This is a genomic window from Variovorax sp. P5_A3, assembly GCF_056400665.1.
Genome location: NZ_JBFUKW010000018.1, coordinates 92,010 through 105,116, shown reverse-complemented (window position 1 = coordinate 105,116; position 13,107 = coordinate 92,010). Strand labels below are relative to the sequence as shown.

The window sequence follows — 13,107 nt, the reverse complement described above, 5'->3', positions numbered from 1 at the left end:
GTTTTTTCCTCTCTCTGTTCGCGCCAGTCGGCGCTCCCTCGTCAGAAATGCACGATCGTTTCGGTGAAGCTGGCGGTGTTGCGTGCTCCCCGCACGCGGACGATGATTCGGTAGTACGCGCTGGTCGTTGCGCAGGAGAGCGGGTTGTCGCTGTAGCTCAAGGCGCCCTTCGATCCGCACGAGTCGGTGCTGGCGGCTCGCTGGGCGCAAGTGATGGTCTTGTCGGTCATGTAGTCGCCGGCCTTCGAGCACAGCCTGAACACCACGAAGCGCGCATCATTGCCATTGATGGTGCCGGCGCTCGCCGACCGCACGGTGCAGCCGTTGAACGTGCCGTTGACTGCGCTCTGGCAGTTGTTGCCGTCCCAATCGACCAGTTGGCGAACGGCAGTGGCAATCTGCTGGCCTGTGACATCGATCGGCGGCTTGATCGTCACGCCGTCTGCGGCAAGTTCCTGCGTGCTGGCGTAGTAGCCGTTGCCCGGGATATCGGTATTGAGGGCGGCGTTGTTCAGCGTCAGCCAGTCGATGGCCTGGCGAGCGGCCTGGTCTGCCGATGCGGTGGCATCCTGCTTGAAGCCGACGTTGCCCAGCAGCAGGGCGCTCGTATCGACCGATCGCACGAGCGCGAGGGTTGCGAGAGACAACGCAACCAGCGCCAGCAAGGCGAACAACAGGGAGACGCCGCGCTGGACGCGCGGATTCGAAACGGTGGGCGATACGTTGTGATGCATGATGGGACTCAGGAATTCCAGAGCACGTTGCGCAGAGGCACGATGGTGTCGAAGACCTTGTAGCGGTAGTGCTCCCAATCAGTCAGTTGATCCACCTTCAGGGCAATGCACTTGCTGGTGCCGTTGCAGGTCGTTGTGGCGGGTCCGGTGATCGTTGCCGTCGCGCCCACGTCCCATTGGGGCGCGGCTGTCGTCACGACCTCTTTCTCGTATTCGTTGCTGCGTGCCACCACCGCGATGCGGATCGCGACCACTCTGCGCCAGTCGGCATTGGTGAGCGGCGTGACGTTGTCGTAGGTGTCGACCACGACGTTGCCACTGGCGTCGATGGTCCCTTTGCCGTAGAGAGCCTGCAGGTTGACGATCTGCGGGTAGAGATCCTGGGGTGCCTTCAGCCCGGTGACGAGCGACAAGTCTTCGACCCGAAGATTGTTGGCGTTGTTGGTTGTATTGATCGAATACGTCCGTGACACCATCGATCCCAGGTTCAGCAGGTAGTCGTCCTTGATGTAGCCGGAGGGCGGAAACACGCTGCTCTGGTTCCATTTGCTGGTGGTGGTCAGCACGTGGGGCACGACCTCCGCGCTCAGCGTTGTTTCAGGGGCTGCAACGTCGTTGGTCACGCTGAACAGGGTGCACCAGTGGTTGGCGTCCTGCGCCCGCGGCACGGCAATCATCATGTTGCCGGCGACTGCTCCGAACGACGAGTACACGGCGAAGTGGTTGTCGGTCGCCGTGTGAGCGCCGGCCATACCCATGGGCGCGGAGAAGCCCGCCGTCCGGCCGCGTAGCACGGTGATGGTGTCGGGCGCATCGTTGGCACCGTCGTTGATCACGACAGGCGCCAGCGTGAACGTGAAAGCGGCGCCTGCGTCGTACTTCGCCTTCACCGAGCAGCCGAGCGCATCAAGGCTCGACGTGGCACCGTAGCCGGCCATCTGGATATCGCGCTGCAGGGTATAGAGCGCCATGGCTCCATTGACCTGCGCGTCGCTGCCCATGGACACCGAGCGCTTCTTCCCCTCCGACAGCACCAGCACCTGCGCAATGACCAACACGGTCAGCATGCCCAGGACCAGGCCGACCATGAGCTCGACCAGCGTGAAGCCGCGTTGCCTGGAAGATGTGTGCCTGGAAGATGATTGCATGGTGCGCATTTCAGCCCCCTGCCTTGGTGACGGTCGTGTGGGTGACGTACTTGTGGGATTCACCGCCCGGCATCTTCCAGGTGACGCTCACCTCGACATCACCGGTCGTGGCATCAATGACAAGGGCCCCGGTGCCGCCGGGAAGCTTGTTGGTCACCTTGGTTTGCCATTCCTTGCATCGAGGCGCCGACGCGCAGCCGCTCCCGTTGTAAGTCGCCATGCCGGTGAGATCGGACCACATGCGACCCACGACGTCGGTGGCAAGCATTGCCGCGTCGGCACGGAACTTGGCCTCGGTCTGTGCACGTGTCATCGCACCCTGCAGACCCAAAAGCCCGATCACGCCGAGCACGAAAATAAGCATGGCCACCAGGACTTCGATCAGCGCGATGCCTCGCATGCCCCGTGCGTTACGAGGGGGGCGGGGCCGCCGCATTCTGCGGATTGTTCGAGCGTGCATCTCTCTTCCTCGCTTTAGCACTTGCGCGGATCAGTGGAATCGTTCACCCGGGGATCGCACATGCGCACCAATCCTCCAGGCGAAACAATCAAGCTCAGATTGACGCTGGAAACTGGTCCGTTGACATCGATACGGCTGATGGCGTCGGTGTTTGCGATTCTTCCGAAGCCGTCGAATGTGATTGACTGTCCGGCGGTGTTATCGGATTGCACGGAAACGACGGTGACTCTGCCGCCGGCATCGCCGATGGCCCGGCCCGTGACCAGCATGGGCGACGAGACGGTCGAAGGAGCGTCGGCGCAATGCCCCAGCGGTGAATTCACGCTGATCACCCAGGAGCCGCTGGTGGAAGAAAGAGTGCAGTCGTTGCTCAGGACGCCCGGATCGTTGAGCGCAACGAGCCAGAAGGAAACGTTCTGATTGCGTCTCACCGCTTCGGCCCTCGCGGTCTGAATCCCGTTCTGGAGGGAGTCTGCGACATTGCGAATGCGTGCGTTGCCAACCCAACTGCCCACGCTTGGCATGGCCGCCATGAGGATCAGCGCCAGCACCGCGAGGGTGATCACTAGCTCGACGAGCGAAAAGCCGCGTTGTCGCATGATTGTTCCGCCCAGGCGTCAGCAGGTGGACGCTTTTGTGAGCCAGCAGGGCGCCGTGACAGTGCCGCCCTTGAATTTGGTGGTTGCGCGATCGCCCTTCTGGTTGATCGTGTAGTCGTTGCCGAGCGCCGCTCCCCCGCTCCCGGTCGCGGTCAGGGTGTAGCTCTGCTGGGTGGTGTCACCTGGGTCCGTGTTTGTCAGACAGCGGAACGTGAAGTACTTGGTCGGGGCGAAGTTGTTCCAGGTATTGGCAGTCGGGTCGACAGCACAGGCAGTCGAACTGCCGTAGTTGCGATTGTCTTGGTAGTACTGCTCCAGCTTGGCCCGGTAGTCGGAGAGAAAGCCGAAAGCCTCCTGAACCTGGCCGCGGCGAACGTAGTCGTTGTAGGCCGGTAGCGCGATGGCAGCCAGGATGCCGATGATGGCCACCACAATCATCACTTCGATGAGCGTGAAACCATTGGCGGAAAAGCGCCCGACGCCGGAGCGGGGATAGACCTGTTTTTTCACGGTAGATGGCTCTTGAGATGCGGTCGAACAGAAATTTCTTGCGAAATTTGAGATGTGTCCGATTGTGTCGGACGAGTTTAGGTGTTCAAGAACCGCTGATCGGCGCCCAGACGCCTTCTGTCCTTCCGAAGCGGCAACAAGACGAGTCCTGAACAATGGTTCGCATCGCTGGGGCACGCCGATCCCGCGCAGCGCGCTGATTCGCGGCCTGACTGGCGCTCATGCCCCGGTGGCGGGGCTGCGACTTGAGACTTGATTTACGTGGAAGGGCGACGCGGGAGCGTCAGGGCTCCGCCACGTAGCTACCAGACTTCCCGCCGTGCTTCTCGACCACATGCACGCCGGTGATCGTCATGCCCCGATCCACCGCCTTGCACATGTCGTAAATGGTTAGCAAGGCAACTTGGACGGCGGTCAGCGCCTCCATTTCGACGCCCGTGGGACCGACGGTCTCGACGGTCGCGGTGCACCGGACCAGTGGCGAGCCACCGCCAGCAGTCTCAAATTCCACGGCGACTCGCGTCAGCGCCAGCGGATGGCACAGCGGAATCAGATCACTCGTCTTCTTCGCCGCCTGGATGCCGGCGATGCGCGCGACGCCCAGCACGTCGCCCTTCTTCGCGGTGCCCGATTCGATCAGCGCCAGCGTCGCCGCCTGCATTTCGATCCGGCCGGTCGCCACCGCCACGCGATGGGTGGCAGGCTTGCCTGCCACGTCAACCATGTGTGCCTGGCCCTGGGCGTCAAAATGTGTAAGGGAACTCATCTGTGAACGATCCGCGATGTGCCGCATCATACGAGCCCGAACCATTGACGAGGAATGTCTCGGTTGAATCCATTTTTCCCTTCTTCGGGCAAGCGCCGGCCCTTGCGTCGCCGCTTGCAGGGCCTGGGCGTGGCGGTGTTGATCGCCTCCCAGTTGGCACTGCCGATCCCCGCCCGGGCGCAGCTGCCGGGCATGGGCGATGGCGGCGAAATGACTGCCGCGGCCGAGCGCCACCTCGGCGACCAGATCGCCCGCGAGCTGTATCGTGATCCGGACTACATCGACGACCCCGTGCTCGCGGAGTACGTGGACGACATCTGGCAGCGTCTGCTCGCGGCCGCGCGCACGCGAGGCGACCTGACCCCCGAGCTCGACGAGCGCTTCGCCTGGACGGTCGTGCTGGGTCGTGACCGCAGCATCAACGCCTTTGCGTTGCCGGGCGGCTATCTCGGCGTCAACCTGGGGCTTGTTGCCGTGGTCGGCAGCCGGGACGAACTCGCCACGGTGCTGGGGCATGAGCTGTCGCACGTCACGCAGCGCCATATCGCGCGAATGATGTCCAAGCAGAGCAAGCAGTTGCCGCTGATGCTCGCGGGAATGATCCTCGGCGTGATCGCCGCCAGCAAGAGCCACAGCGGAGATGCCGGGCAGGCCATGATCATGGGAAGTCAGGCCGCGTTCATGCAGAACCAGCTCAGTTTTTCGCGCGACATGGAGCGCGAGGCCGACCGGGTCGGTTTCGGCGTCATGACGCAGGCCGGGTATTCGCCGCAAGGCGCGGCCTCGATGTTCGAGAAGCTCCAGTACGCCTCGCGCCTCAATGACAACGGCTCCTATCCCTACCTTCGCAGCCACCCGCTGAACAGCGAGCGGATCGCGGACATGCAGGGGCGCTTCCAGTTCAAGCCCGGATCGCCGCCCGCCCCACTGCCGCTTGCGATGGACCACGCCATGATCGCCTCCAGGGCGAGGGTGCTCACGCGTCCGGGCGTCGATGTGTTGCGTTTGTGGATCGATTCCGCTGCAGGCGGCGAGTTTGCGAAGAGTTCGCCCGCGCAACAGGCGGGGACGCTCTACGCGGCGGCGCTGGCGGCCAGCGAACTGCGCGACTTCAAGGCGGCTCGGGCGCTGGCGCAGCGCCTGGTCACGCGAACCGCGGGCGATGCACCTGCTTCACGCTTGGCCCGATTGCTGTCCGCCGAGATCGAACTCGCCGCCAATGCGGCCCCCGCGGCTGCGGCGCTGCTCGATCCCAAGGCCAAGGACCGGCCTGAAATGCTGCTGGCGGCGCAGGCGGCTGTCGCCACGAGAAATCCGGCGCCGATGATCCCGCCCCTGCGCGACTGGGTCGCCGTTCATCCTCGCGACGCGACCGCCTGGCGAACCCTGGCCAACCTCTACGGTGCGCAGAACGACACGCTCCGCGCGGTGCGCGCCGACGCCGAGGCCAACGTGGCCATCCTGGACTTTGCGGGGGCGCGAGACCGCTTCAGGGCGGCCCAGGATCTGATTCGCAACGGAGGACAAGGCGTGCCCATCGATCACTTCGAGGCGTCGATCATCGACACCCGCGCACGCGCCGTGGAGGCGCTCTACAAGGAGCAGGCGGCGGAGGCGCCGCTCAGATAGGGGACGGCGCGCAACGGCGCGTCAGCGCCTCGCGAACAGCCCGCCCAGCGCGGATTCGATAACCAGCCCGAGCAGCGAATAGATCAGCGATCCGATCAGCGCGGCAAGGAAGCCATCCACGTGAAAGCCTGAAAGCAGCCCGGACGCGGCCCAGAACAGCAGCGCGTTGATCACGAACAGGAACAGGCCCAGCGTGACGATGGTGACCGGCAGCGTCAGCACGATCAGCACTGGGCGCACGAACATGTTGAGCAGTCCGATCACCGCGGCGGCCAGCAGTGCCGAGGTGTAGCTCGTCACCTGGACACCACTGTAGAAGTACGTCACCGCCAGCAGCGCGAGCGCGCTGAGCAGCCACTTGATGAGAAGTCGCATTCAGTGGTTGCGCGCCTAGTCGGACAACTCATTGGCCAGCATGAGCAGTGCGCCCATGCCGACCACGGCGCCCGGCAACGCCCAGCTCGATTGTCCGGGCGGCGCCACGTCGGGCGCCACCGGTTCGAGGTCGACCCCCACCTTGGGCCGACGCGCGTCGACCACTTGCGCCGCGCCGTGCTGCATTTTCAGGCGCTTGGTCAAGTCTGTCAGCGGCCCTTTGGCGAGGACCGGCAGGACCTGTCCGCCTTCCTGTGCCAGCAGCGGAATCACCTGCTCCTGCACCTTGGCAAACCACTTGGCCCGCCAGTTCTCGCGTGCGCTGTGGCTCACCCACTTGCTGATGCGGTGCGTCATGCGCGGGGCGCAGGCCACCAGCACCCATTGGCGCGGCCCAGCGCTGCTGCCGGCATCGGCCGCGACCTTGGCGAGAAACTCGCGCGCGTAGGCTGCGTCGTCGACATACAGAATGATCTTGTCCATGAGTGCTCCTTCTTTGGTTGGTTGGAGTGGCAGAGGCATCGGGTTGGAGATCAGACGGTCACGGTGGCCGCAGCCTTGGGACGGCGCGCCGCGACCCACTTGCCGATCGCGAGGACCAGCAGCGCTCCGAGGACGCCTGCGGCATAGCGGACCACGTCGCTTTGCGGCACCTTCGGCACCCAGGTCCAGGCCGCCGCATTGGCGACGGCGGGATCCGACACGGCCATGGTGCCCGCGATCCAGCCCAGCAGCATGCCGCCGAGCGTGATGATGATCGGGAAGCGGTCCATCAGCTTGATGACCAGCTGGCTGCCCCAGACGATGATCGGGATGCTGACCAGCAGGCCGAAGATCACGAGCGGCATCTGGTGGCCTTCGCCGGCACCCTGTGCGGCGCCTGCGATGGCGATCACGTTGTCGACGCTCATCACCAGGTCGGCAACGATCACGGTCTTGACGGCGGCCCACAGCTTGTCGCTCGCGCTGATGTTGCCGAGCGCGTCGTCATGCTCCGGGGCCAGCAGCTTGACGCCGATCCACACCAGCAGGAGTGCGCCCGCCAGCTTCAGGAAGGGGATGGCGAGCAGCGTAAGCGCAAAGAAGATCAGGATCACGCGCAGCAGGATGGCGCCCGCGGTGCCCCAGAGAATGCCCTTGGTGCGTTGCGCCGGCGGCAGCTTGCGGCAGGCCAGCGCGATGACGACGGCGTTGTCGCCTCCGAGCAGGATGTCGATCATGATGATCTGACCCACAGCGACCCAGAACTCGGGGGTCATCAACAGTTCCATAAAGTCCTCCATTCGTTTCGATTCCGCCTGTGCGGGTCGGATGAAGCGGCTGACTGAGAATCGGGGATCCTCGAGGAACTTGCAATCGCTTCGATCAAACCCGGCGCAGGTTCAAATCGAAGGTCTTGCTCGACAGCGCAATGACTGCCCGACAGGCCGGAAGTGTTGTGCTTCGTATTGACGACCTGGCGATGCCCGCTCACGTGCGAGCGGGCGGGAGCTACTCCCCTTCGTGGGCGGGATTAGAGCATCGGAGTCGTTGCAAGGCAACCTGCCGGCAACCGCTTCACATGAGAAACGCGCTGGAACCCCGCATCAGCAGGACTTTCGATGCTATGTATTTGATAGCAATCAATTCCTTCGACGATTGCGGGACTTTGCCGGACTATGATGCCCGCTCGCATTTTTTCGTCCCCATGGCCGCCATTCACATCACCGACATCGAGGCCGCCATCAACTTCTGGCGCGACAGGAAACCTTCGCCCGACGGCATCACGCTCGCGCCCGAGTTGCGCGCGCTGGCGGAGGTCTACGCGCTGATGGTGTTTCATCACGAAGATGAGGTCGACGAAGTCGGTTTCCCCGCCGAAGCGTGGGCCGCCTGGCTCACGTGGTACCACAGCACACCCGACACGCCCTGCATCGCGATCTGCTCGACCAGCCAGGGCGATGACGAATGCAAGGGCTGCGGCCGCAGCTTCGACGAGGTCCAACACTGGCCCGCAATGACGCCGGCCGAGAAGCGATTGACCTGGCGTCGCATCACCATGCAGGACAGCGCATGGCGCTTCAACAGGTACGCCGAGCGCGCTCGCGAGGCCGAGCACGTCTGGCCCGATGAGGCTTCGGGCGACGCGGTATCGGGCAAGACGGACTGATCTTCGCCATGCGTCGCCTCGCGCAAGCTCCGAACCTGGCCATCGCCACGCTTTGGGCGCATGCGTTGCGTGAGGACGGCGTGGAGGCATCCATCCAGCGCGAATATCTTGGCGCCGCGGCAGGCCAGTTGCCGCCCGACCAGTGCCTGCCCGAAATCTGGATCGAGGATGACGAGCAGTTCGCCCTCGCCGAGCGCCTTCTGCACGAACTTCGCCATCGACCGCAACGACGCTGGCACTGCGCCTGCGGCGAACTGATCGAAGGTGGCTTCGAACAATGCTGGCACTGCGGCGCAATGATGCCGCTCGCCTGACAAGTTCGTGAAACACCGCGGAACCGGCTCCGCCGGGCCGCTGGTGTTGCCCCCGGCAGGGGGTGGGCGGCTACACGAAGTGAGCAAGCCTGGGGGCGAGTTCTCGGCTCAAGCCCGGGGGCGAGTTCTCGGCTCAAGCCTGGGGGCGAGCTACCTCAGCTTTACGGGTTCGATGTCGATGTTGTGCGTGCCGTCGCCCAGCATCAGCGCGCCTTCCTGAATGGTCGCTTGCAGTTGCATCGATCGCTGCGCGAGTGCTGCCAGCGACTGCGACGCTGCGGTCGGCACGCGGAACACGCTGAGGTTCTGCGGGCGCGTCAGCTTGTTCTCGATGCCGCGCCACCAGATCTCTGCCGCATGATTAAAGCAGTAGACGACGACCTCGTCGGCCTTGCCGCACGCCTTGATGATGGGCTTGTCTTCCGGTTGCCCGACTTCGATCCACAGCTTGACCTCGCCCGTGAAATCGCGCAACCAGACGTCGGGCTCGTCGGGGTTCGAAAGGCCGGCGCCGAAGGCGAGCGTGCCATCGCCGTTGCACACGTCCTGCAGCTTGTACGCGTTGAGGGCCAGCGCCACCAGCCGGATCATCATCCGCTCATCGGTCTCGCTGGGATGGCGTGCGAGCGTCAGCGCGTGGTCAGCGTAGTAGTTGTGGTCGATGTCGGCGACAGCCAGGTTCGCTTTGAAGATGGTGGATTTGAGCGCCATCAGACCCGCCGGGCCAGTTCGGCTGCCTTGCCGATGTAGCTGGCAGGTGTCATCGCCAGCAGACGCTCTTTTTCCTCTTCCGGAATGGCCAGCGAGCGGATCAGCCCGTGCAGTGCCTCGGCCGTCACGGTCTTGCCGCGCGTGACTTCCTTCAACTGTTCGTAGGCGCCCTGCACGCCGAAGCGCCGCATCACGGTCTGGATGGGCTCGGCGAGCACTTCCCACGATGCGTCGAGGTCTTCGGCCAGCGCCTCCTCGTTCAGCTCGAGCTTGCCCAGGCCGGTCGCGAGGCTGGCATAGGCCAGCGTGGCGTAGCCGAACGCAACGCCAATGTTGCGCAGCACGGTGCTGTCGGTCAGGTCGCGCTGCCAGCGGCTGATGGGCAACTTCTCGCTGAGGTGGCGCAGAACGGCATTCGCGAGGCCCAGGTTGCCCTCGGCGTTCTCGAAGTCGATCGGGTTGACCTTGTGCGGCATCGTCGATGAGCCGATCTCACCCTTCTTCAGGCGCTGCTTGAAGTAGCCCAGGCTCACGTAGCCCCAGATGTCGCGCGAGAAGTCGACCAGGATGGTGTTGGTACGTGCCACAGCGTCGAACAGTTCGGCCATGTAGTCGTGCGGCTCGATCTGGATGCTGTAGGGCTGGAAGGTCAGTCCCAGGCCCAGCGGCGCCGGGGTTTCGACGACCTTGCGGCTGAAGGCCTCCCAGTCGAAGCCGGGCCAGGCCGCCATGTGGGCGTTGTAGTTGCCGACCGCACCGTTCATCTTGCCCAGCAATTGCACACCGGCAATCTGCTCGCGGGCCTTGGCCAGGCGCACGGCGACATTGGCGAGCTCCTTGCCGACGGTCGTGGGGCTGGCGGTCTGTCCATGCGTGCGGGAGAGCATCGCGACGCCGGCGAACTTGTTCGCCATGTCGCGCAGGGTTGCGATGAGGCCATCGATGGCCGGCAGCATGACCTTTTCGCGTGCCGCCTGAATCTGCAGCGCGTGGCTGGTGTTGTTGATGTCTTCGCTGGTGCAGGCGAAATGAACGAACTCGGACGCTGCAAGCAGTTCGGGACGCGCCTCGAACTTCGACTTGATCCAGTACTCCACGGCCTTCACGTCGTGGTTCGTGGTCTTCTCGATCTGCTTGATCGCGACCGCGTCCGCCTCGGAGAAGTTGGAGACAAGGCCCAACAGGTACTTGCGGGCACCCCCCGTGAGGGGCTTGAATTCGGCAAAGCCGCAGTCGGACAGCGCGATGAACCACGCCACCTCGACCTGCACCCGCCGGTGCATGTAACCCTGTTCGCTCATCAGCGGCCGCAGCGCCGAGAGCTTGGCCGCATAGCGACCATCAAGGGGAGAAAGTGCGGAAACGGTGGAGAAACTCATGGGCGAATTTTAGGTTGCGCCCCGGGGGAAGCAATTTCAGTCCTCCGGCGCATCCCGGAAGTAGGCGATACGCTCCGCCGTGGCCGGGTGCGAGGAGAACGCGAGGCCGATGACATCGCCATCTCCGCCCGCGCCGCCCTTCGCCGTTTCGCGCCACTGCTCGACGGCCTCGAAGAAGGCGACCATCGCACGTGGCGGGATGCCGGCCGCCCGCATCAGGCGCAGCGACTCGGCATCCGCCTCGCGCTCCGCATCGCGCGAATAGCCGAGCGAGGCGAGCACCACGGGTGCGCTGCTGATCAGCGTGCCGTAGTCGCCGACCGCAACGGACGCCGCGAAGCCGATCGCCGACACCTGCACCAGTTGCCGCATCGCATGGCGCTGGTGGACATGGCCGAACTCGTGCGCCAGGACGCCGAGCACTGCGTCATCGTTGTCCGGTATCAGCGCAACCAGTTCGTCGGTCAGCACGATGGTGCCTCCCGGCAAGGCCAGCGCGTTGGGGCCCAGCTTCCGGGCCGATTCGCGGCTGCTGCGGAATTCGAGCTTCCATGCAGGCGCATCGCCGGGGTGGCTGGTCCGCACCATCAGCTCGAAAGCCTTGCGGATGCGGTCCTGGTCCGCCGAGGCGAGCGCGCTGGGCTGCAGCAGCGTCTGGTCGAGCGATTCCAGGACTTGCTCGCCGATCATCGTGTCGACGCGCAGCGGCACCATCGCCGTCAGGCCGCGCGCCATCCAGGGGAGGCCCCATTGGTACATCGCGGCAAGTCCGGCCACCAGCAACACGAAGGCGACGGCGACCCCGCGCCAGCTCTGCTGGGCGCGGACGATCCAGCTTTCAGTCCGGCCGACGCGCGCCATCCATGCGTCCCAGTCGGCGGCATCGAGCGCCTGCACGCTGGCACCTTGCGGCAACTGCGCGATGCGGCCGCCATGTCGGGTGCGCTCCGGCCAGCGAACCTGGGCAAGAGAGACCGTCAACGGCGGGAAGGTCTCGTCAGGCAGAGGGACGACCACCAGGCAGTCATCCTGCACCCGCAGCTGTGCCGCATGCGGCTTGCTGCTGCAGCCGTCGAAATAGCGGACGTCGAGGCTTGTCACATGCCGATGTCCACGCCGAACAGGTCTGCCGCCATGTCGCCGACCGCGCCGGGGTGCTCGATGGCCGCCACTTGCGTGATCTCATCCAGCGCAATGCGGGTGCGCAACTCGACGGCTTCGACCTGGGCCCGTCGGGTGTTCACGACCGCGAAAGGCCAGTAGAGGCCGAGCGTCAGGATGATCAACAGGTAGTTCTTGCATTGCAGGCGGAGATAGCTCGCCAGGCGCAGGCTGCTCTTGAACCGCAGCACGTCGTTGCCCGTCTTCGACCAGATCAGGTTCTGGAGCCGGACCTGGAGATAGGACTTGGGAAGGATGTTCAGCAGCAGGATGCCGGCAAATCCCAGCATCACGGACAGGCCGATGAATCCCGCACCCGCGCCGACGCGCTTGCCGGTATAGACAAAGGCGCCGACCAGGACGCCGATCGCCAGCAGGGCCAGCAGTGTGACGCCGACGAGCTTGATGAAAATCCCGTAAAGCACGCCCACATCGGCGTCGAGCCGGGTCTGCAGGTCCCCGATCGCATAGTTGCCGTGCTGGTAGCGCCGCACGCGCCAGAGGAAATAGGGCAGTCCCGCGAAGAAGACGAGCATCCCGATGCCCATCAGCCCGGAGGCCGCCGGCGGCATGCCGCGCGGTGCCATCGTGCCCGCGATCGCCACCGGCAGCAGCGCCAGGGCGAGCGGCGGCAACATGCACGCAAAAGCGCCCCGCATGTCGCCGAGGAAGCGGAAGCGCAGGCCGCGCCAACTCGTGTTGGCCAGACGGAAGCGCATGGCGGCGCGGAACAGCGCGGGCCACAGCGCCACGAAGGCCAGGGCCGCCAGCAGCGCGGCCCACCCGGAGAAATTGCTGCCGATCGAATAGGTCACCAGGAACGCCGCGGCGATCAAGGTGCCGCGCAGCATCTTGCGGGGATCGCCGTGGAAGTCGAGTGCATCGCCATCGACCCAGGTATTGCTGTAGAAGTACTTGAGCTTGCGAACCTTGGCCCACGGAAGGTAGACGCCGAGGGTGACCAGCGTCAGGAGCAGATTCACGATCCAGATGCGGAAGTACTCGCTGCCGGTCGCCGTGAATTCGATCGGATGTCGGTGCAGCGCCGTCCCGGCCGGTGTGTTGGATCCCTCGTTCACGCTCGCTCCCCCTCTGGTCGGTGATGGGCCAGGATTCTGCACTGCGCGTGTTCCCCTAGAATCAAAGCGCTATAACGATGCCCTGATGGGGGG

Annotated in this window: 16 protein-coding genes; 3 read left to right on the top strand and 13 right to left on the bottom strand. The window is 64.6% G+C overall.

Going from position 1 to position 13,107, the window contains the following annotated elements; all coding sequences use genetic code 11:
- Positions 1 to 41: 41 nt before the first annotated feature.
- The 6 genes from AC1D3B_RS24575 to moaC all read right to left on the bottom strand — a co-directional run bounded on the left by AC1D3B_RS24575 (position 42) and on the right by moaC (position 4,217).
- Positions 42 to 734 carry a pilus assembly PilX family protein gene (locus tag AC1D3B_RS24575; RefSeq protein WP_478193288.1) on the bottom strand — a complete coding sequence of 231 codons (693 nt, stop codon included), beginning with the start codon at positions 732 to 734 and terminating at the stop codon, positions 42 to 44.
- Between the two features lie 8 nt (positions 735 to 742).
- On the bottom strand, positions 743 to 1,882 hold the full coding sequence (locus tag AC1D3B_RS24570) for a PilW family protein (protein WP_478193287.1): 1,140 nt from the start codon (positions 1,880 to 1,882) through the stop codon (positions 743 to 745).
- A 10-nt stretch (positions 1,883 to 1,892) separates the two neighbouring features.
- On the bottom strand, positions 1,893 to 2,282 hold the full coding sequence (locus AC1D3B_RS24565; RefSeq protein ID WP_478193286.1) for a type IV pilus modification PilV family protein: 390 nt from the start codon (positions 2,280 to 2,282) through the stop codon (positions 1,893 to 1,895).
- A 74-nt stretch (positions 2,283 to 2,356) separates the two neighbouring features.
- Positions 2,357 to 2,941, bottom strand: a complete 585-nt coding sequence (locus AC1D3B_RS24560) for a GspH/FimT family pseudopilin (protein ID WP_478193285.1) — start codon at positions 2,939 to 2,941, stop codon at positions 2,357 to 2,359.
- Positions 2,942 to 2,959: 18 nt separating this feature from the next.
- Entirely contained in the window at positions 2,960 to 3,451 is a 492-nt protein-coding gene (locus AC1D3B_RS24555) for a type IV pilin protein (protein ID WP_478193284.1), read from the bottom strand.
- A 283-nt stretch (positions 3,452 to 3,734) separates the two neighbouring features.
- Positions 3,735 to 4,217, bottom strand: a complete 483-nt coding sequence (gene moaC, locus AC1D3B_RS24550) for a cyclic pyranopterin monophosphate synthase MoaC (RefSeq protein WP_478193283.1) — start codon at positions 4,215 to 4,217, stop codon at positions 3,735 to 3,737.
- Positions 4,218 to 4,271: 54 nt separating this feature from the next.
- Between moaC and AC1D3B_RS24545 the strand changes: the two genes are divergently transcribed.
- Positions 4,272 to 5,846: a M48 family metalloprotease gene (locus AC1D3B_RS24545; RefSeq protein WP_478193282.1), complete on the top strand. Its 1,575-nt coding sequence runs from the start codon at positions 4,272 to 4,274 to the stop codon at positions 5,844 to 5,846.
- Between the two features lie 21 nt (positions 5,847 to 5,867).
- Here AC1D3B_RS24545 and AC1D3B_RS24540 read toward each other — a convergent pair whose 3' ends face one another.
- From AC1D3B_RS24540 to AC1D3B_RS24530, 3 genes are read right to left on the bottom strand one after another with little or no spacing between them, the layout of a single operon-like run.
- A complete protein-coding gene (locus AC1D3B_RS24540) occupies positions 5,868 to 6,221 on the bottom strand; it encodes a phage holin family protein (protein ID WP_478193281.1) in 354 nt (117 codons plus the stop codon).
- Positions 6,222 to 6,236: 15 nt separating this feature from the next.
- Positions 6,237 to 6,704, bottom strand: coding sequence for a hypothetical protein (locus AC1D3B_RS24535; protein ID WP_478193280.1), 468 nt, complete (start codon positions 6,702 to 6,704; stop codon positions 6,237 to 6,239).
- Positions 6,705 to 6,754: 50 nt separating this feature from the next.
- Positions 6,755 to 7,492: a TerC family protein gene (locus AC1D3B_RS24530; protein ID WP_478193279.1), complete on the bottom strand. Its 738-nt coding sequence runs from the start codon at positions 7,490 to 7,492 to the stop codon at positions 6,755 to 6,757.
- Between the two features lie 416 nt (positions 7,493 to 7,908).
- Between AC1D3B_RS24530 and AC1D3B_RS24525 the strand changes: the two genes are divergently transcribed.
- Positions 7,909 to 8,370 (top strand): DUF3717 domain-containing protein, encoded by a 462-nt coding sequence (locus AC1D3B_RS24525; protein WP_478193278.1) that lies wholly within the window; start codon positions 7,909 to 7,911, stop codon positions 8,368 to 8,370.
- A gap of 8 nt (positions 8,371 to 8,378) precedes the next feature.
- On the top strand, positions 8,379 to 8,684 hold the full coding sequence (locus AC1D3B_RS24520; RefSeq protein WP_478193277.1) for a DUF2007 domain-containing protein: 306 nt from the start codon (positions 8,379 to 8,381) through the stop codon (positions 8,682 to 8,684).
- A gap of 150 nt (positions 8,685 to 8,834) precedes the next feature.
- On the opposite strand, the gene AC1D3B_RS24515 is transcribed toward AC1D3B_RS24520, so the two are convergent.
- From AC1D3B_RS24515 to AC1D3B_RS24500, 4 genes are read right to left on the bottom strand one after another with little or no spacing between them, the layout of a single operon-like run.
- On the bottom strand, positions 8,835 to 9,395 hold the full coding sequence (locus AC1D3B_RS24515) for a YaeQ family protein (protein ID WP_478193276.1): 561 nt from the start codon (positions 9,393 to 9,395) through the stop codon (positions 8,835 to 8,837).
- Positions 9,395 to 10,774 (bottom strand): adenylosuccinate lyase, encoded by a 1,380-nt coding sequence (gene purB / locus AC1D3B_RS24510; RefSeq protein ID WP_478193275.1) that lies wholly within the window; start codon positions 10,772 to 10,774, stop codon positions 9,395 to 9,397. Before purB ends, AC1D3B_RS24515 begins: the two co-directional genes overlap by 1 nt.
- A 36-nt stretch (positions 10,775 to 10,810) precedes the next feature.
- Positions 10,811 to 11,875 carry a M48 family metallopeptidase gene (locus AC1D3B_RS24505; RefSeq protein WP_478193274.1) on the bottom strand — a complete coding sequence of 355 codons (1,065 nt, stop codon included), beginning with the start codon at positions 11,873 to 11,875 and terminating at the stop codon, positions 10,811 to 10,813.
- Entirely contained in the window at positions 11,872 to 13,014 is a 1,143-nt protein-coding gene (locus AC1D3B_RS24500; protein ID WP_478193273.1) for a YjgN family protein, read from the bottom strand. The genes AC1D3B_RS24505 and AC1D3B_RS24500 overlap by 4 nt, the downstream gene beginning before the upstream one ends.
- Positions 13,015 to 13,107 lie beyond the last annotated feature (93 nt).

Coding starts and splice junctions, on each gene's coding strand:
- AC1D3B_RS24525 (WP_478193278.1), top strand. CDS start 7,909: ATGGCCGCCATTCACATCACCGACATCGAGGCCGCCATCAACTTCTGG.
- AC1D3B_RS24530 (WP_478193279.1), bottom strand. CDS start 7,492: ATGGAACTGTTGATGACCCCCGAGTTCTGGGTCGCTGTGGGTCAGATC.
- AC1D3B_RS24545 (WP_478193282.1), top strand. CDS start 4,272: ATGTCTCGGTTGAATCCATTTTTCCCTTCTTCGGGCAAGCGCCGGCCC.
- AC1D3B_RS24565 (WP_478193286.1), bottom strand. CDS start 2,282: ATGCGAGGCATCGCGCTGATCGAAGTCCTGGTGGCCATGCTTATTTTC.
- AC1D3B_RS24515 (WP_478193276.1), bottom strand. CDS start 9,395: ATGGCGCTCAAATCCACCATCTTCAAAGCGAACCTGGCTGTCGCCGAC.
- AC1D3B_RS24575 (WP_478193288.1), bottom strand. CDS start 734: ATGCATCACAACGTATCGCCCACCGTTTCGAATCCGCGCGTCCAGCGC.
- AC1D3B_RS24570 (WP_478193287.1), bottom strand. CDS start 1,882: ATGCAATCATCTTCCAGGCACACATCTTCCAGGCAACGCGGCTTCACG.
- AC1D3B_RS24560 (WP_478193285.1), bottom strand. CDS start 2,941: ATGCGACAACGCGGCTTTTCGCTCGTCGAGCTAGTGATCACCCTCGCG.
- moaC (WP_478193283.1), bottom strand. CDS start 4,217: ATGAGTTCCCTTACACATTTTGACGCCCAGGGCCAGGCACACATGGTT.
- AC1D3B_RS24520 (WP_478193277.1), top strand. CDS start 8,379: ATGCGTCGCCTCGCGCAAGCTCCGAACCTGGCCATCGCCACGCTTTGG.
- AC1D3B_RS24535 (WP_478193280.1), bottom strand. CDS start 6,704: ATGGACAAGATCATTCTGTATGTCGACGACGCAGCCTACGCGCGCGAG.
- purB (WP_478193275.1), bottom strand. CDS start 10,774: ATGAGTTTCTCCACCGTTTCCGCACTTTCTCCCCTTGATGGTCGCTAT.
- AC1D3B_RS24540 (WP_478193281.1), bottom strand. CDS start 6,221: ATGCGACTTCTCATCAAGTGGCTGCTCAGCGCGCTCGCGCTGCTGGCG.